Source organism: Bradyrhizobium sp. CCGUVB4N (assembly GCF_024199945.1).
Lineage (GTDB): Bacteria > Pseudomonadota > Alphaproteobacteria > Rhizobiales > Xanthobacteraceae > Bradyrhizobium.
The window spans coordinates 8835540-8852630 of the sequence record NZ_JANADP010000001.1 but is presented as its reverse complement, the minus strand read 5'-3'; the positions used below and the strand labels follow the sequence as shown (position 1 = coordinate 8852630).

Below are 17091 nucleotides of genomic sequence, written 5' to 3'. Positions count from 1 at the left end.
AGCGCCGTGCCCACCATCATTCAATGATTGCGAGAGGTCGTGGGCACGCTTCCGCCTTCGCTCTTCGAGCTACGGCGGACAAGTCGCTTTGCCCACCCTACGAGAGCTCACTCCGCCGCAATCACCGTGAGCTCTGGCCACAGCGCTCTCCACCTCGCGACTTTCGTCATGTAATTCGCTGCGGAGAAGTTCGGGCCGGGATTGGGGCGTGCAATCAGGCCTGCGACGTCATCGAAGCCGTGCGGCGCATAGACCGCGAACCCGTCACCAGCGCGCCTCACGCCGACTTGTGTGTTCTGCGTGAGGAAGCGGTCGATACCGTCAGTCGAGCACGACAATGGCGGATAGGGCAGGCCGTGCTTGGCCGGGTACCACAGATGCACGCGCGCCTGGTTGCGGATCTCGATCTTGGCGTCGAGATGCCCGAGCCGGGCTTGCAGTGTGCGGATTACGGAGTCCTCCGCGTCCCAGGAGGTATCGGGGTCGAAGTAGAAGATGTCATAGTCGGCAATGCCGTGATCGATGGCGCGGCCGGTGAGAACATTCCACACCGTTTGCACGAGACATCCCGACACCAGCCACGCATCCGGCAGCGCGATCCGATGAAGTTCGTCGAGGATCGCGACGTTGACCGGGTTCTTCAGCGCCAGCGCGAGGAAGCGGGCTTTATCCATCATGTGCGTCACGCGTTCGCGCGCGCATCATAATCCGCTCGCGCCGCCTTCGAGGCCAGCGTGCGCCAGCGCCGCCGCAGGAATGGTTCGACGATCGCGCGCTTCGCCTTGGACAGGCGGATCAGCACGATCGGATAATCAGCGTAGTGATCGGTGAAATAGAAGATCTTCGGCTGGCTCTCGACCAGCATCGCACGCTCGTCGATCGGGACATCCGGCATCACCAGACTGTCACCGTCCTCTTTCAGGCGCGCCAGCATCTTCTTGCGCACCTTTAGCGCAGGCGTGCCGTAGGAGGTGCCGTCCTCGACCTCCGGCCACGTCAGCGCAAATTTTCTGACGTCGTCGAAGTTCATGAGATCGGCTCAGTGCACGGCGGTGAAGAACCGCGCGAGGCGGAAGCCGGAGAGCCAGGTCCACACCGGTTGGCCGCGCATGCCGAGATCCCAGGAGCCGAGCACGGCGTCGGCACGGCCGACGAGATTGTCGACCGGCAGCAGGCCGACGCCGCCGGAGCGCAGCGGCACGCGGCTGTCGGCGGAGTTGTCGCGGTTATCGCCGAGCACGAACAGATGGCCGGCCGGCACCGTCACTTCCTGCGTGTTGTCGAGCGGACCGTTGTCGCGCATCTTGAAGATCAGGTGCTTGACGCCATTCGGCAGCGTCTCGATGTAGCGGTAGGCAGGCTCGCTGCCGCCATTGTCGTCCTCGGCGGCGCCAACGCCATCCGGCTTGAGCTCGGCGGGGCGATCGTTGATGAAGAGCTGCCCCTGCCGCATCTGAATACGGTCACCGGGGAGGCCCACGACGCGCTTGACCCAGGCCTGCGAGCGGTCGCCGGGCCAGCGGAACACGACGACGTCGCCCGCCTTCGGCGTTTCCGCGAAAACGCGGCCGGTTTCCGGCAAATTGATCTGGATCGGCAGCGACGAGGTGCCGTAGCCGTAGGGGAATTTCGAGGCGAGCAGGGCGTCGCCGATCAGCAGCGTCGGCTCCATCGAGCCCGACGGCACGTAGAACGGCTCGGCCAGCGCGCCCTTGGCGATGAAGACGGCCGCGACGATGCCGGCGAGCTGCACCAGCTGACCGCCCCAACCGCTGCTCTTCCGCTTGGTGCTGACAGTTACTTTCTCAACGCTCATGCGCCCGTTCCACCCACCGTAATGCGTTCCATCAGCAGCGACGGCTGGCCGACGCCGACCGGCACGCCCTGACCGTTCTTGCCGCAGGTGCCGATGCCGGTATCGAGCGCGAGATCGTTGCCGATCATGCGGATGCGATGCAGGTCGGTCGGCCCGTTGCCGATCAGCATGGCGCCCTTCAGCGGCGCGCCGATCTTGCCGTTCTCGATCTTGTAGGCCTCGGTGCACTGGAAGACATATTTGCCCGAGGTGATGTCGACCTGGCCGCCGCCGAAATTGGCGGCGAACACGCCGTTCTTCACCGACGCGAGAATCTCGGCCGGGTCGCGGTCGCCCGCGAGCATGTAGGTGTTGGTCATGCGCGGCATCGGCACATGGGCATAGCCCTGGCGGCGGCCGTTGCCGGTCGGCTTCATGTTCATCAGCCGCGCGTTCTGGCGGTCCTGCATGTAGCCGACCAGGATGCCGTCCTCGATCAGCACGGTGCGATTGGTCGGCGTGCCCTCGTCGTCGATCGACAGCGAGCCGCGGCGCGAGGCAATGGTGCCGTCGTCGACCACGGTGACGCCCTTGGCCGCGACCTGCTGGCCCATCAGGCCGGCGAACGCAGACGTCTTCTTGCGGTTGAAGTCACCCTCGAGGCCATGACCGACCGCTTCGTGCAGCATCACGCCGGGCCAGCCGGCGCCGAGCACGACGTCCATTTCGCCGGCAGGGGCGGGGATCGATTCCAGATTGACCAGCGCCTCGCGCAGCGCGCCGTCGGCGGCGTCGCGCCAGTTCTTGCTCTCGATGAATTCGGCATAGCCGGCGCGGCCGCCATAGCCCTTGCTGCCGCTCTCCTGGCGGTCGCCCTGGCCGGCGACGACGGAGACGTTGACGCGCACCAGCGGGCGGATATCGCGATAGCTCTCGCCGTCGGGCCGCAGGATCTCGACGACCTGCCAGGTCGCACCCAGGCTGACGCTGACCTGCCGCACCCGCGGATCCTTGTCGCGCAGGTAAGCGTCGATTTCGGCGAGCAGCTTGACCTTGGTCTCGAAGCCCGGCGCGTCCAGCGGATTGTCGTCACTATAAAGCCGGACGTTGGTATGGGCCGGCGGGGCCGCGAAGCTGCCGGAATAGCCGCCGCGGACGGCGGCCACCGCGTCGGCGGCGCGAATCAGCGCCGGCAGCGACACGTCGGAGGAATGCGCATAGCCGACCGCATCGTCCTTTACGGCGCGCAGTCCAAACCCTTGCGAGGTGTCGTAGGTCGCCTGCTTCAGCCGCCCGTTGTCGAACATCAGCGCTTCGGTCTGGCTGTATTCCAGGAACAATTCGCCGTCGTCGGCACCGGCAAGGCCGCGCGCGACCTCGTGGCGAACCTGGTCGCGGTCGAGATTGGCGCGGTCGAGCAGGGAGGTTGTGGCAGGGTTGGTCATGCGTCCGTCCATTATCGGGGGATGTGAGGCAAGATAATGGTTTCCCGGCAGTTCCGCGAGGGGCGGGCCGTCACATTACGGAAACGATAGATACGCCTTCCCCTTAAGCCGGCTTTCAAAATTTCAGTCTATCAGGATGGCTCATCCGGACTGACGTCGCGAGAGCCTCGGCATGTGGAATTACCTGCTGGCATTGCTTGATCAGTATCAAGGCCTGATCATCGGCTTCGCCGTTCTCGCGCTGGTTCTGCTCGCAAATCTGCTCATCTATCGCCGTAACTGGACATCCTATCCGACGCGCGCGGCCTATCTCGCGGCCCATCCGGGCTGCGACACGGCAGACGGCATCGTTTGCGCGAAATGCCGCCAGAAGGCGGCGAGCATGGCGGTGCCCCCTGTGGGGCGCCTTTATCGCTGCACCTGGTGTGACGCGGAACTCTATCGCGTGGATAGCGTGTGAGGGGGCCCTACGGCAGCTTGTCGTAGCCTTCGCCGAGCCCGTTCAGGCTGAGCGGGAAGCCGATGCCTTCTTCCGGCGTCTCGAAGATGATGAAGGTCGCGGTCTTGGCGCTGCGGAGCTGGCCGAGCAGCTTGTCGTCCATGACGACCTCGGCGACGCAGCCATTGGGCAGGCAGCGGACGAAGCCGGCGCGGCCGACGTCCTGGTTGTCGAGCTTCAGCCCGAGGCCGGAGGGCAGCAGGACGCCCAAGGGCGCGACCACGCGCATCAGGCGGCTCTTCTGGTCGGCGGTCTTGAGCACGATCACGGTGAGGCCGGCATTGGAGCGGTCTTCCGCCACCACGCTCTGGATCAGGGCGCATTGCTCGGCCTGGGCGCCAGGCGGGGTATCGCAGCGGATCTGCCAGTCGCCATGGACGGAGCGCACCGCGCCCTGCGCATGGGCGGGGCTCGGCAGGGCAAGGAAAAGGGCGGCGGCCAGCAGGCCGATCAGCGCCTTGAGGCCATCAGCCGGCCTTGCCATCCATCTCGAAAGCCCCATCGGGGTCGGTCCCTCTGCTCGCTCGCGCTGGTGGACTGATACGGCAATGACGGCGTCTTGAAGGCAATTCCCAAGCAAATCCCGCGCCGCCTTGGCCCGCCACCGCCGGCACGAATCAGGTTCCTGCGCAACTGTCCGCCAGTGCCTACCGCGGGCAATGCGGCTGTCAAGCCACGGCATCCCGGGAAACGGTATTTTTGTCTGATGTTGCTGGGAAATATCTTGCGGGTGATGGCAGACAGAGGGGGCTCAAGACTGCATTGCGATAGATCAAGAATTATGGTTTGAGAGGCTTGATTTCGGCGTTTGAGCGATCTGGCCCCAATTCCTCTTAGAGGTATTCTTGCGCGGCGGTTTGTCGGACGGGCGGGTCGAATAAGCATTTCCCGGAAATAGGGCAATGCACTTGGGGTGATTTCGTAAGGGGAGCGCGAGCGGCATGAGGATGTCGAAGAGTCGGGTGGGCCGGCATTTGCTGGGATTGGCCACCATCGCCTTGGTGTCGGCTGGCATCATGTTGGCGACGGGCGGTGCGGCATTTGCCGAGCTCGGGCAGCCCGAGCCGTGGGAATGGCATCTCCAGGCCTCCGGGTCCCCGGTGATGGACAACATCGTCTGGTTCCATGACTTCCTGTCCGTCCTGATCATCGTCATCACGCTGTTCGTGCTGGCGCTGCTCGTGGTCGTGGTGGTGAAGTTCAATTCGAAGGCCAATCCGGTGCCGTCGCGGACCACCCACAACACGCTGATCGAGGTGGTGTGGACCCTGGTGCCGGTGCTGATCCTGGTCGGCATCGCGGTGCCGTCGTTCCGCCTGCTGTTCCTCGAGCTCGACGTGCCGAAGGCGGATCTGACCATCAAGGCCACCGGCAAGCAGTGGTACTGGTCCTATGCCTATCCGGACAACGGCAAGTTCGAATTCGACTCGCTGATGGCCCAGGACAAGCAGCCCCGCCTGCTCGGCGTCGACAACGAGATGGTGGTGCCGGTCAACAAGGTGATTCGCGTTCAGGTCACCGGCGCCGACGTCATCCACGCGTTCGCGCTACCGGCTTTCGGCGTCAAGATCGACGCCATTCCGGGGCGGCTGAACGAGACCTGGTTCAAGGCCACCAAGACCGGCATGTTCTACGGCCAGTGCTCGGAGCTCTGCGGCAAGGACCACGCCTTCATGCCGATCGCCATTCGCGTGGTGAACGACCAGGAGTTCGCCTCCTGGGTTGAATCGGCGAAGAAGAAATATGCGAGCGGCGGCACCAGCACTTTCGCCTCCGCGGCCGGCCCGACGCAGTAAGCGCCGGGCGACGGCTTGAGGGACTGAAAGCGACATAAAGGGCGGGACCGCACACGGTCCGAATGGGACGCAAGGCAGGATTTGAAAATGGCAACCAGCGCAGCGGCACACGGCGATCACGCGCATGACCACGAGCACGCCCATCCGACCGGATGGCGGCGCTACGTCTATTCGACCAATCACAAGGACATCGGCACGATGTACCTGATCTTCGCGGTCATCGCGGGCATCATCGGTGCCGCGATGTCGATCGCGATCCGCGCCGAGTTGATGTATCCGGGCGTGCAGATATTCCACGAAACGCACACTTATAACGTGTTCGTGACCTCGCACGGCCTGATCATGATCTTCTTCATGGTCATGCCCGCGATGATCGGCGGTTTCGGCAACTGGTTCGTGCCGCTGATGATCGGCGCGCCCGACATGGCGTTCCCGCGCATGAACAACATCTCGTTCTGGCTGCTGCCGGCCTCCTTCGGTCTGCTGCTGATGTCGACCTTCGTCGAGGGTGAGCCCGGCGCCAACGGCGTCGGCGCCGGCTGGACCATGTATGTGCCGCTGTCGGCCTCCGGCCATCCCGGCCCGGCCGTCGACTTCGCGATCCTGTCGCTGCATCTGGCGGGCGCTTCGTCGATCCTCGGCGCCATCAACTTCATCACCACCATCTTCAACATGCGCGCGCCGGGCATGACCCTGCACAAGATGCCGCTGTTCGTGTGGTCGATCCTGGTGACGGTGTTCCTGCTGCTGCTGTCGCTGCCGGTTCTCGCCGGTGCGATCACCATGCTGCTCACCGACCGCAATTTCGGCACGACGTTCTTCGCGCCCGACGGCGGCGGCGACCCCGTGCTGTTCCAGCATCTGTTCTGGTTCTTCGGTCACCCCGAGGTGTACATCCTGATCCTGCCCGGCTTCGGCATGATCAGCCAGATCGTCTCGACCTTCTCGCGCAAGCCCGTGTTCGGCTATCTCGGCATGGCCTACGCCATGGTGGCGATCGGCGGCATCGGCTTCGTGGTGTGGGCGCACCACATGTACACGGTCGGCATGTCGTCGGCGACGCAGGCTTATTTCGTCGCTGCGACGATGGTCATCGCGGTTCCGACCGGCGTGAAGATCTTCTCCTGGATCGCCACGATGTGGGGCGGCTCGATCGAATTCCGCGCCCCGATGATCTGGGCGGTGGGCTTCATCTTCCTGTTCACGGTCGGTGGCGTCACCGGCGTCGTGCTGGCGAACGCCGGTGTCGACCGCGTGCTGCAGGAGACCTACTACGTCGTCGCGCACTTCCACTACGTGCTGTCGCTCGGTGCGGTGTTCGCGATCTTCGCCGGCTGGTACTACTGGTTCCCGAAGATGTCGGGCTACATGTACAACGAGACGCTGGCCAAGGCGCACTTCTGGTTCACCTTCGTCGGCGTCAATTTGGTGTTCTTCCCGCAGCACTTCCTCGGCCTGTCGGGCATGCCGCGCCGCTATGTCGACTATCCGGATGCGTTCGCCGGCTGGAACCTGATCTCGTCGATCGGCTCCTACATCTCCGGCTTCGGCGTGCTGATCTTCCTCTACTGCGTTCTCGACGCCTTCATGAAGAAGGTCCCGGCGGGCGACAATCCCTGGGGTGCGGGCGCCACCACGCTGGAGTGGACGCTGTCCTCGCCGCCGCCCTTCCACCAGTTCGAAGTGCTGCCCCGCGTGCAGTAAGCCAACTTCCGCGGCGCCCGAGACGGGCGCCGCGGCTCTATAACGAAGCGAGTTGAACTAGTGTCCGTCCTCGACCAGAACGCCATCGACATCAATCCCCGCATCTCCGAGGCGGAGGTCGGCGACTACCTCGCGCTGCTGAAGCCGCGGGTGATGTCGCTCGTGATCTTCACCGCGCTGGTCGGAATGGCGATGGCGCCGGGACACTTCCACTGGGTGCTCGCGATCACCTCGCTGCTCTGCATCGCCGTCGGCGCCGGCGCCTCCGGCGCGCTCAACATGGCGCTCGAGGGTGACATCGACGCCAAGATGTCGCGCACCGCGAACCGCCCGATCCCGCGCGGCCGCATCACCCGGCCCGAGGCGATGGCGTTCGGCATGACGCTCGCCTTCTTCTCGGTGATGACGCTCGGCATCCTCGTCAACTGGATCGCGGGCGCGCTGCTCGCCTTCACCATCTTCTTCTACGTCGTGATCTACACGATGGGCCTGAAGCGCTGGACCGCGCAGAACATCGTGATCGGCGGCGCCGCCGGCGCGCTGCCGCCGGTGGTGGCCTGGGCCGCCGTGACCGGCAAGGTCGACGTCGAGCCGCTGCTGCTGTTCGCGATCATCTTCTTCTGGACCCCGCCGCACTTCTGGGCGCTGGCGCTGTTCCGCTCCGACGACTATGCCCGCGCCGGCATTCCGATGCTGCCCAACGTCGCCGGCCCCGACGCGACCCGTCTGCAGATCCTGCTCTACACCATCGTGCTGATCGCCGTGGCTGCGGCGCCCTGGGCGCTCGGCTATTTCGACGCCATCTACGGCGTCACCTCGCTGGTGCTCGGCGCCGGCATGCTGGTGCTCGCGATCAACGTCTACATCCGCCGCGAGCGCAGCCAGTCCTTGCGCGCGACACGCAAACTGTTTGCCTTCTCGATCCTGTATCTGTTCGCGCTGTTCGCGACCTTGCTGGCCGAGGTCGTCTTCCGGGCGCTTGCTCCGATGGTAGGGGGCGCATGATCACGGCGATGGCTGACAAACCCGAGCCAGATGGAATCGTCCTCACCGAGGCGCAGAAGAAGAGCCGTCGTCAGCGCTCCATTGCGATTGCTTTGGCGCTCGGTGTGCTCGTCATCCTTTTCTTCGCCGTTACGATGGTCAAGGGACCCGGCGTTCTAGTTCGCCCGATGTGACAGAGATGGATCAGAAGCAGACCATATCGCAGGATCAGAGCCGAACGGCCAGGAAGGGTCGTTCAGGGGGCTTGGGTCGCGATGCGCTGGTCGCTTCGATCTGCGGCGGCGTGGTCGCGCTGATGGTCGGCGCGTCCTATGCGGCGGTGCCGTTCTACAACTGGTTCTGCCGCGCCACCGGCTTCAATGGCACGACCCAGGTCGCGACCTCGGCGCCGGCCACCGGCCCGATCGCACGCAAGATCGCGGTGCGCTTCGATTCCAACGTCGCGCCGGGCCTGCCCTGGAAGTTCGAGCCTGAGCAGACCGAGGTCGAAGTCAACATCGGCCAGGTCGCCACGATCTACTACACCGTGACCAACCAGGCCGCGCGCACCACCTCCGGGCAAGCCGCCTACAACGTCGCTCCGCTGACGGTCGGGTCCTATTTCCAGAAGATCAACTGCTTCTGTTTCACCGAGCAGACCATGGCGCCCGGCGAAAAGCGGGAGATGCCCGTGGTGTTCTACGTCGATCCGTCGATCGTCGACGACCACGACAATGACGGGCTCGGTACCATCACGCTGTCCTACACGTTCTATCCAGTGAAGGATCCGGTGGTGAAGCCGCTCGCATCCGGTGATGACGACAAACGCAAGGGAAATCTCCAGCCGCCGGGTTGACGCTCACGGTTGGAATAAGGGGATAAGTGCCGGACAGGCACGGGATTGAGGAGACAGACCGCAATGGCTACCGCGCAAGGCAAGCATCACGACTACCATCTGGTCGATCCCTCTCCGTGGCCGGCGGTCGGCTCGATCTCGGCCTTCATCATGGCGGTCGGCGCGATCACCTGGATGCACCACATGGTCTCGGCCGCGCCGATCATCTTCGGTATCGGCACCGTCGGCGTGCTCTACACCATGGCGAGCTGGTGGGGCGACGTGATCAAGGAAGCCCAGTACAAGGGCGACCACACCCGGGTTGTCCAGATCAGCCATCGCTACGGAATGATCCTGTTCATCGCCTCCGAGGTGATGTTCTTCGTTGCCTGGTTCTGGGCCTATTTCAACGCCGCGCTGTTCCCGGCCGACGCCGTCCACGCCACCCGCGACGCCGTGTTCGGCTGCGGCCTCGGCACTGCGGCTGGTGCGTGCACCGTGCCCGGCACCTGGCCGCCGCATGGCATCGAGACCTTCGATCCCTGGCATCTGCCGCTGCTGAACACGCTGATCCTGCTCACCTCCGGCACCACGGTCACCTGGGCGCACCACGCGCTGCTCGAGAACGATCGCCAGGGCCTGAAGTACGGCCTGATCCTCACCGTCCTGCTGGGCGCTGCCTTCACCTGCGTGCAGGCCTATGAGTACAGCCACGCCGCGTTCTCGTTCGGCGGCAACGTCTACGGCGCGACCTTCTTCATGGCGACCGGCTTCCACGGTTTCCACGTGCTGGTCGGCACCATCTTCCTGCTGGTCTGCCTGCTCCGCGCCTATGCCGGCCACTTCACGCCGACGCAGCATCTCGGCTTCGAGTTCGCCGCCTGGTACTGGCACTTCGTCGACGTGGTGTGGCTGTTCCTGTTCCTGTGCATCTATGTCTGGGGACACGGCGCCGAGGCCATGGCCCACGGCGCGCACTGAGCCGCCGCGAATCGATCCGGAAAGGGCGGCCGCAGGGCCGCCCTTTTGCTTTCCAGTGGCCGAGGCCAAACTGAAACTGTGATAGGCTTGCGCGTCATGAGCGAACCTGCCGGCACTCCCGAACCCCAGCCCACCGTCCTGCAAAGCGCGCTGCGCGGGCTCGCGTGCAAATGCCCGCGTTGCGGTGAGGGCAAGCTCTATGCGGGCTTCCTGACGCTCGCGCCGTCCTGCGACCGTTGCGGCCTCGACTATGCCTTCATCGACGCCGGCGACGGACCGGCGATCTTCATCATCATGCTGGCCGGCGCGATCGTGGTCGGCTGTGCGCTCGTCGTCGAGGTCAAATATCAGCCGCCGTTCTGGCTGCACGCGGTGTTGTGGTTTCCGCTGATCCTCGCAACCACGCTGCTGCCATTGCGCTCCATGAAATCGCTGTTGATCGCGCTGCAATTCCACCACAAGGCAGCACCTGGCCGGCTGATCGACCGCGCGAAATGAGCGAGCTTGCGCGCAAGCCGGGCGTGGCCGGCTTCATGCTGTTCACGCTTCTGCTCACCGCGGCCTTTGTCGCGCTCGGTGTCTGGCAATTGCAGCGCCGTACCGCCAAGCACGAACTGATCGCCGCACTCACCGAGCGCCTCGCGGCAGCACCGATCGCGCTGCCGCCGCCGGCACAATGGGCCGCGCTGAATCCCGCGCGCGATGAATTCCGTCGTGTCACTTTCACCGCAACCTATGCGGCCGCGCCGGATGCGATGGTCTATTCGTCCGGCTCCGCCGTGCGCAAGGATGCCTCCGGCCCCGGCACCTGGGCGTTCCTGCCGGCACGGCTGCCGAGCGGCGAGATCGTCGTGATCGATGCGGGCTTCGTCGAGAACACGATGCAGGAGCGCAGTGTCGAGGATCGCGCGGTGAAGAAACTCGTCACCGGCACGCCGGTCACGCTCACCGGCTATCTGCGATTTCCCGAAGCGCCGGGATGGCTCACGCCGGCGGAAAACCGCGAGAAGCGGCTGTGGTTCGTGCGCGATCATCTGGCGATCGCAAGCGCGCTCGGCTGGGGGACGACCGCGCCGTTCTACGTCGACCTCGAGCAGCCGGCGCCCGAGAACAACATTCCACGCCCGGGGCCGCTCGACGTGAATCTGAAAGACGACCATCTGCAATACGCGATCACCTGGTTCGCGCTCGCGGGCGCGGTGCTGATCGCATTCGCGGCGTGGGTGCGGGGACGACGAAAGAGCGCAGCGAACCCGTAGGTTCCCGGAGGGAACCCGGTATCGCCCGGGCTTTATTATTCAGCGCTTATTCACGAGGGTGACCTTAAGCCGCCTCTGGATATTCCGCGGCAAACAGGATTGCTGGCGTGCGCGATTTCGATCAGATGGGACTTGTTGTCGATTGGGTAGATGCCTGCCGCAAGGGTGACCTCGCGACGCTGCTCGACCTCTATGCCGACGATGGTGAGGTCGAATGCACGTGCAACGGCATGCAGCTCTATCGCGGCCGGCATGAGCTCGAGACCTATTGGGGTCCGAAGCTCAACGCGTTCTCGTCGGCGGGCTTCGGCCTCGAAGAGATCCATCCCGCGCAGAACGGCGTCGATCTCGAATACTCCGTCGCGGGCGCGCTGCGCATCCGCGCCTCGTTTCGCTTCAGTGCGGAAGGCAAGATCCACAGCACGCTGTGCGAACCGGCGCAGCAGGGTCCGCATCATTGCGGTGCGTGCTAGGCGGAAATCGGGACGCCCGCGAGCGGAAGGCGGCAGCGCACATAGGTTCGATCGTCCGCGCGCAGCAGTGACAGCGATCCGCTGAGCGCGCGCACGCGCTCATGCATTCCGGTGAGACCTCGGCCGAAGACATTATCGGCGGGAAAGCCGGCGCCGTCGTCAGAGATATCGATGGCGAGCGCCTCGCCGGCGATGCTCGCCTGCACATGGGCATTGCGTGCAGCGGCATGGCGCAGCACGTTGGTCAACGCCTCCTGGATCAGGCGATAGACAGTCTGGGCCAGCGGCCCGTCAATCCCGTTCAGACCAGGATCGAGCGCAGCCGTCAGGCCGATATGGGGCGCCTGTCTGCGGAAATTGTTGAGCAGCGTCTGCACGCTCGCCTCGAGTCCCAATTCCTCGATGTAGAGCGGCCGCAGCCGGTCCAGGATGCGGCGGTTGGTGTGCTGCAGCGCCTCGACCGATCGCATCACCTCCTGCATGGAGTTGCCGAGATTTCCCGTCCGTGGCGACGTCTCGCTCAGTGCGATCGTGCCGGCACGGATGCTGAACAGCAACGGGCCAAGCTCGTCGTGCAGCTCGCGCGCGAGATCGCGGCGCTCATCGTCCTGCAGCGACACCATCCGGTGGAGCAGCTCGCGATTGTCCTGGCTCAATTGCGCGAGTGTCGCTGCGAGCGCGTTGGCTTCCTTGCAGCTCTGCCGGATTTCCGGCGGCCCGACCACCGGGATCGGCGTCGCATAATCACCGCGCCGGATGCGGGTGAGGCCCGCGCCGAGATCTTGCAGCGGACGCAGCGCCGAGCCTGCGAGCACGTAGGCGATGACCGCGGTCAGTCCGGCCAGTACGACGAGGACGCCGGCGAGCGCGAGAAAGCCGGCCCATGTCTCAAACAGCGCGGCCGACAGATCGGGCGAGAACACGATGTCGCCGACGCGCTGGCTGCCGATGGTAACGGGAAATGCGATATGCAGGTCGGGGACGGCGAGGAGATCGACGAACCATCCCGGCGGGCTATGCGGGCCCTGCAGGGGCCTCGGCGCAAACGGGGGAGAACCAGCCTCCGCGGAATGGAATTGGATGTCAGACGAAGCGTCGAGCCTCCCGACGAAATCGTCGAGGGTCCTGCGCGGGTTCTCGGACGACCGCAGGGCGCTGTTCAGGGCCTCGGCGACCGCCCGGGTCGATCGCTGTGCCGGTTCGTTCTCTTCGGCGAGCTGGCCGGTTGTAAAAACGTGCAGGAGAATGCCGCCCATCAGCAGAGCCGCGATGAACATCACGCCGAGCGGAAGAAACAGCTGGGTCCTGAACGAGAGTCGTTGCCACATTAGGTCAATTCTAACGCGCATCGGCGGGATTTTCTCTTTCCATTTGTTCCCGCCGGTTTATGAGTGAGATAACAAGAGAGCGTGCGATGCAAGATACCGCCAAGCTGGCGACCAGGGTCCTGATCGTCGACGACCATCCCGTGGTGCTGTCCGGTTGCCGCACCCTTTTCGCATCCGACCATTCGATCCGGATCGACGAGGCGACCGACGCGAAATCGGGCCATCGCGCCTATGTCAGCAAGCGGCCCGACGTGACCGTGATCGACATCAGCCTGCCTGATGTCTCGGGCTTCGAGCTGATGCGCCGGATCCGCAAGGACGATCCGGACGCCAAGATCATCATGTTCAGCATGAACGATGATCCGGCCTTCGTGGTGCGTGCTGTGGAGCTCGGGGCGCAGGGCTATGTCTCCAAGGGCGACGATCCCAGGATCCTGCTCAAGGCCGTGCGCAAGGTGGTCGCGGGCGATAGCTACATTTCGCCGCAGCTCGCGGAGGCCGTGACCTTCTCGGGCGCTGCGATCAAGGCCAATCCTGCCTCGCAGATGACGCCGCGGGAGCTCGAAATTCTCCGCCTGCTCGGGCGCGGCAACAAGATCGTCGAGGTCGCCGAGGCGCTCGGCATCTCGTACAAGACCGTTGCCAACACCACGTCCCTGCTCAAGCAGAAGCTGGGGGCCAAGAACCACTCCGACCTGATCCGGATCGCGGTTGAAATCGGAATGACCTGACGCCGTCAGGGACTGGGCCGGCTGCTCCAGGATGCAGCCGGCTCAGTCGACGGATCGGCACCGCCGCGCATCCGGGCAATGCGTGGACGACGGCGGATACCATCCGCCGACACAATGGGCCGGTGAGGCGTTCGTTCCTTATCTGACGCCTCTATCGGGAAGAAACGGCAGTCGGGCCGCGCGCCCGGCCGTCTGCTCGTCGGCCTCGCCGCGGCGTATCGGGAAAAACAGGAACTTTTGGCGTCGCGCGCCGTTTTTATGCTTGACGATTTCGTGACAGGCGACGAAAGCTCGCGGGAACGATTTTTGGGGCCGACGCCCCGGCACGGAAACCGGGTCTGCACACACAACGACAGACCTTCCAAGAGAAGGGCTGCGGCATTGCCGCAGCCCTTTTTCGTTGGGCATGGTGCGGCCCCGGAAAACACTCTATGGTGCCGCAAAGCCTCTGGCTGTGAACTAGGAACATCGTGAAATCAAAGGCTTAAGGCCCGAATTCAGGTCGGGCCGGCCTTTGGAGGGCAGTTTGACTCGTTATATCTCGACCCGGGGCGAGGCCCCTGAGCTTGGCTTCTGCGACGTGATGCTGACCGGGCTCGCCCGCGACGGCGGCCTGTATGTGCCGGTGACCTGGCCGCAGCTCTCCGTCGAGACCATCGCCGGCTTCTTTGGCCGGCCCTATTGGGAGGTCGCGGTCGACGTCATTCGTCCCTTCGTCGGCGGCGAGATTTCGGATGCCGAGCTCGGCCGCATGGCGAACGAGGCCTACGCCACCTTCCGTCATCCGGCGGTGGTGCCGCTGCGCCAGATGTCGCCGCATCAATTCGTGCTGGAGCTGTTCCACGGTCCGACGCTCGCCTTCAAGGACGTGGCGATGCAGCTGATCTCGCGGCTGATGGACCATGTGCTTGCCAAGCGCGGCCAGCGCACCACCATCGTGGTCGCGACCTCCGGCGATACCGGAGGTGCCGCGGTCGAGGCCTTCGCGGGGCTCGAGAATGTCGACCTCATCGTGCTGTTTCCGCACAAGCGCATCTCCGAGGTGCAGCAGCGGATGATGACGACGACCGGCGCCGCCAACGTCCACGCGCTCGCCATCGAGGGCAATTTCGACGATTGCCAGGCACTCGTGAAGGGTATGTTCAACAACCATCGCTTCCGCGATGCGACCTCGCTGTCCGGCGTCAATTCCATCAACTGGGCCCGCATCGTCGCGCAGGTGGTCTATTATTTCACCTCCGCGGTCGCCGCCGGCGCACCGGCGCGCGCGGTGGACTTCATCGTGCCGACCGGAAATTTCGGCGATATTTTTGCAGGCTACGTTGCCAAGCGCATGGGCCTTCCCGTGCGCACCCTGCGCATCGCCGCCAACGTCAACGACATCCTCGCCCGCACGCTCAAGACCGGCATCTACGAGGTGCGCGAGGTGCACGCGACCGCCTCACCTTCGATGGACATCCAGATCTCCTCGAATTTCGAGCGCCTGCTGTTCGAAGCGAGCAAGCGCGATGCGGCGAGCGTGCGCCGGCTGATGGACTCGCTGAAACAGTCGGGCCGCTTCGTGCTGCCGGATGCGACGCTGGCCGCGATCCGCGAGGAATTCGACGCCGGCCGTGCCGACGAGACCGAAACGGCGGCTGCGATCCGTGCCGCCTGGCGCGAGGCCGGCGAGCTCGTCGATCCCCATACGGCCGTGGCGCTCGCCGTCGCCGATCGCGACACCACCGATACGACCGTGCCCAACATCGTGCTCTCGACCGCCCATCCCGCCAAATTCCCTGATGCCGTGGATGCGGCCTGTGGCCAGCGGCCGCAGCTGCCGGCCTGGCTCGACGGTCTCATGACCAAATCCGAACATATGAAGGTGATGAAGAACGATCAGGCCGAGGTCGAGCGGTTCGTGCTGTCGGTCAGCCGTGCCGCAAAACAGGGAGTTGCCGGATGAGCGTCGAGATCTCCAAGCTTGCGTCCGGCCTGACCGTCGTCACCGACAACATGCCGCATCTCGAGACCGCCGCGCTCGGCGTCTGGGCCGGCGTCGGCGGCCGCGACGAGAAGCCGAACGAGCATGGCATCTCGCACCTGCTCGAGCACATGGCGTTCAAGGGCACCACGGGGCGCTCATCGCGCGAGATCGTCGAGGAGATCGAGGCGGTCGGCGGCGACCTCAATGCCGGCACCTCGACCGAGACGACGTCCTATTATGCCCGGGTGATGAAGGCCGACGTGCCGCTGGCGCTCGACGTGCTCGCCGACATCCTGGCCAATCCCGCCTTCGAGCCGGACGAGCTCGAGCGCGAGAAGAACGTCATCGTGCAGGAGATCGGCGCGGCCCAGGACACGCCCGACGACGTCGTGTTCGAGCATCTCAACGAGCTCTGCTATCCCGACCAGCCGATGGGCCGCTCGCTGCTCGGCACCGCCAAGACCCTGCGCGCCTTCAACCGCGACTCGCTGCGCGATTATCTCTCGACGCATTACCGCGGGCCCGACATGGTGGTCGCGGCGGCAGGTGCGGTCGATCACAAGCAGGTCGTCGCCGAGGTCGAGAAGCGCTTTGCGAGTTTTGACGCGACGCCCGGGCCGAAGCCGCAGGCGGCTCAGTTCGGCAAGGGCGGCGCCAAGGTCGTGCATCGCGAGCTGGAGCAGGCGCACCTGACGCTGGCGCTGGAAGGCGTGCCGCAGACCGATTTGTCGCTGTTCTCGCTCCAGGTCTTCACTAACATCCTCGGCGGCGGAATGTCGTCGCGGCTGTTCCAGGAAGTCCGCGAGAAGCGCGGCCTCTGCTATTCGATCTACTCGTTTCACGCGCCCTATACCGACACTGGCTTCTTCGGCCTCTACACCGGCACCGATCCCGCCGACGCGCCGGAGATGATGGAGGTCGTGGTCGACATCATGAACGATTCGGTCGAGACCCTGACCGAAGCCGAGATTGCGCGGGCCAAGGCTCAGATGAAAGCGGGCCTGCTGATGGCGCTGGAGAGCTGCTCTTCGCGCGCCGAGCAGCTGGCCCGGCACGTGCTGGCCTATGGCCGGCCGCAGACGGTGCAGGAGCTGGTGGCCCGGATCGACGCGGTCAGCGTCGAATCGACCCGCGATGCGGCGCGTGCACTGCTTTCGCGCAGCCGCCCTGCGGTGGTTGCATTGGGCAGCGGCAGGGGTCTGGACACGGCGGTGTCTTTTGCGGAAGGATTGACGAAGGCGCGGGCCAAGGCGCGGCTGCATTAGGAGCCGCGCGAACCGCGCCGTCCCGGGAAG

19 protein-coding genes are annotated in these 17091 nt (G+C 64.8%); 13 read left to right on the top strand and 6 right to left on the bottom strand.

Translation table 11 applies throughout. From position 1 onward, the window contains the following. Positions 1–107: 107 nt before the first annotated feature. The 4 genes from NLM31_RS41295 to tldD are packed head-to-tail and all read right to left on the bottom strand — an operon-like array spanning position 108 to position 3240. Positions 108–674 (bottom strand): nucleotidyltransferase family protein, encoded by a 567-nt coding sequence (locus NLM31_RS41295; protein WP_254135557.1) that lies wholly within the window; start codon positions 672–674, stop codon positions 108–110. Positions 675–682: 8 nt separating this feature from the next. Continuing rightward, positions 683–1030 (bottom strand): MmcQ/YjbR family DNA-binding protein, encoded by a 348-nt coding sequence (locus NLM31_RS41290; protein ID WP_254134879.1) that lies wholly within the window; start codon positions 1028–1030, stop codon positions 683–685. A 9-nt stretch (positions 1031–1039) separates the two neighbouring features. Next, positions 1040–1816, bottom strand: a complete 777-nt coding sequence (lepB, locus tag NLM31_RS41285) for a signal peptidase I (RefSeq protein WP_254134878.1) — start codon at positions 1814–1816, stop codon at positions 1040–1042. Beyond that, positions 1813–3240, bottom strand: coding sequence for a metalloprotease TldD (gene tldD, locus NLM31_RS41280; protein ID WP_254134877.1), 1428 nt, complete (start codon positions 3238–3240; stop codon positions 1813–1815). The genes lepB and tldD overlap by 4 nt, the downstream gene beginning before the upstream one ends. A gap of 172 nt (positions 3241–3412) precedes the next feature. Here tldD and NLM31_RS41275 point away from each other — a divergent pair, with 172 nt between their 5' ends. Then, positions 3413–3700: a hypothetical protein gene (locus NLM31_RS41275; protein WP_254134876.1), complete on the top strand. Its 288-nt coding sequence runs from the start codon at positions 3413–3415 to the stop codon at positions 3698–3700. Between the two features lie 7 nt (positions 3701–3707). On the opposite strand, the gene NLM31_RS41270 is transcribed toward NLM31_RS41275, so the two are convergent. Next, positions 3708–4241 carry an invasion associated locus B family protein gene (locus NLM31_RS41270; RefSeq protein ID WP_254134875.1) on the bottom strand — a complete coding sequence of 178 codons (534 nt, stop codon included), beginning with the start codon at positions 4239–4241 and terminating at the stop codon, positions 3708–3710. Between the two features lie 439 nt (positions 4242–4680). On the opposite strand from NLM31_RS41270, the gene coxB reads away from it, so the two are divergent. The 9 genes from coxB to NLM31_RS41225 all read left to right on the top strand — a co-directional run bounded on the left by coxB (position 4681) and on the right by NLM31_RS41225 (position 11771). Then, positions 4681–5535 carry a cytochrome c oxidase subunit II gene (gene coxB / locus NLM31_RS41265; RefSeq protein ID WP_254134874.1) on the top strand — a complete coding sequence of 285 codons (855 nt, stop codon included), beginning with the start codon at positions 4681–4683 and terminating at the stop codon, positions 5533–5535. An 87-nt stretch (positions 5536–5622) separates the two neighbouring features. Beyond that, positions 5623–7239 (top strand): cytochrome c oxidase subunit I, encoded by a 1617-nt coding sequence (gene ctaD, locus NLM31_RS41260; protein ID WP_254134873.1) that lies wholly within the window; start codon positions 5623–5625, stop codon positions 7237–7239. 60 nt (positions 7240–7299) lie between these two features. Beyond that, positions 7300–8244, top strand: a complete 945-nt coding sequence (locus NLM31_RS41255) for a heme o synthase (protein ID WP_254195917.1) — start codon at positions 7300–7302, stop codon at positions 8242–8244. Then, complete coding sequence (locus NLM31_RS41250; protein WP_254195916.1) at positions 8241–8417, top strand: CoxF protein; 177 nt, start codon at positions 8241–8243, stop codon at positions 8415–8417. The genes NLM31_RS41255 and NLM31_RS41250 overlap by 4 nt, the downstream gene beginning before the upstream one ends. 5 nt (positions 8418–8422) lie before the next feature. Next, the gene (locus NLM31_RS41245; RefSeq protein WP_254195915.1) at positions 8423–9079 is read left to right on the top strand and encodes a cytochrome c oxidase assembly protein; all 657 of its coding nucleotides are present in this window, start codon (positions 8423–8425) and stop codon (positions 9077–9079) included. Positions 9080–9142: 63 nt separating this feature from the next. Beyond that, positions 9143–10039 (top strand): cytochrome c oxidase subunit 3, encoded by an 897-nt coding sequence (locus NLM31_RS41240; RefSeq protein WP_254134869.1) that lies wholly within the window; start codon positions 9143–9145, stop codon positions 10037–10039. A gap of 96 nt (positions 10040–10135) precedes the next feature. Next, complete coding sequence (locus NLM31_RS41235) at positions 10136–10537, top strand: DUF983 domain-containing protein (protein ID WP_254195914.1); 402 nt, start codon at positions 10136–10138, stop codon at positions 10535–10537. Further along, entirely contained in the window at positions 10534–11298 is a 765-nt protein-coding gene (locus NLM31_RS41230) for an SURF1 family protein (RefSeq protein WP_254195913.1), read from the top strand. The genes NLM31_RS41235 and NLM31_RS41230 overlap by 4 nt, the downstream gene beginning before the upstream one ends. 107 nt (positions 11299–11405) lie before the next feature. After that, a complete protein-coding gene (locus NLM31_RS41225) occupies positions 11406–11771 on the top strand; it encodes a nuclear transport factor 2 family protein (RefSeq protein WP_254195912.1) in 366 nt (121 codons plus the stop codon). Here the strand turns inward: NLM31_RS41225 and NLM31_RS41220 are convergent. Beyond that, entirely contained in the window at positions 11768–13099 is a 1332-nt protein-coding gene (locus NLM31_RS41220; protein WP_254195911.1) for a histidine kinase, read from the bottom strand. The genes NLM31_RS41225 and NLM31_RS41220 overlap by 4 nt on opposite strands. Before the next feature lie 86 nt (positions 13100–13185). On the opposite strand from NLM31_RS41220, the gene NLM31_RS41215 reads away from it, so the two are divergent. From NLM31_RS41215 to NLM31_RS41205, 3 genes are all read left to right on the top strand, one after another. Beyond that, the gene (locus NLM31_RS41215; protein WP_254195910.1) at positions 13186–13830 is read left to right on the top strand and encodes a response regulator transcription factor; all 645 of its coding nucleotides are present in this window, start codon (positions 13186–13188) and stop codon (positions 13828–13830) included. Positions 13831–14356: 526 nt separating this feature from the next. Then, positions 14357–15775, top strand: coding sequence for a threonine synthase (gene thrC / locus NLM31_RS41210; protein WP_254134863.1), 1419 nt, complete (start codon positions 14357–14359; stop codon positions 15773–15775). Beyond that, a complete protein-coding gene (locus NLM31_RS41205) occupies positions 15772–17061 on the top strand; it encodes a pitrilysin family protein (protein ID WP_234682064.1) in 1290 nt (429 codons plus the stop codon). The genes thrC and NLM31_RS41205 overlap by 4 nt, the downstream gene beginning before the upstream one ends. The last annotated feature ends 30 nt before the right edge of the window (positions 17062–17091 follow it).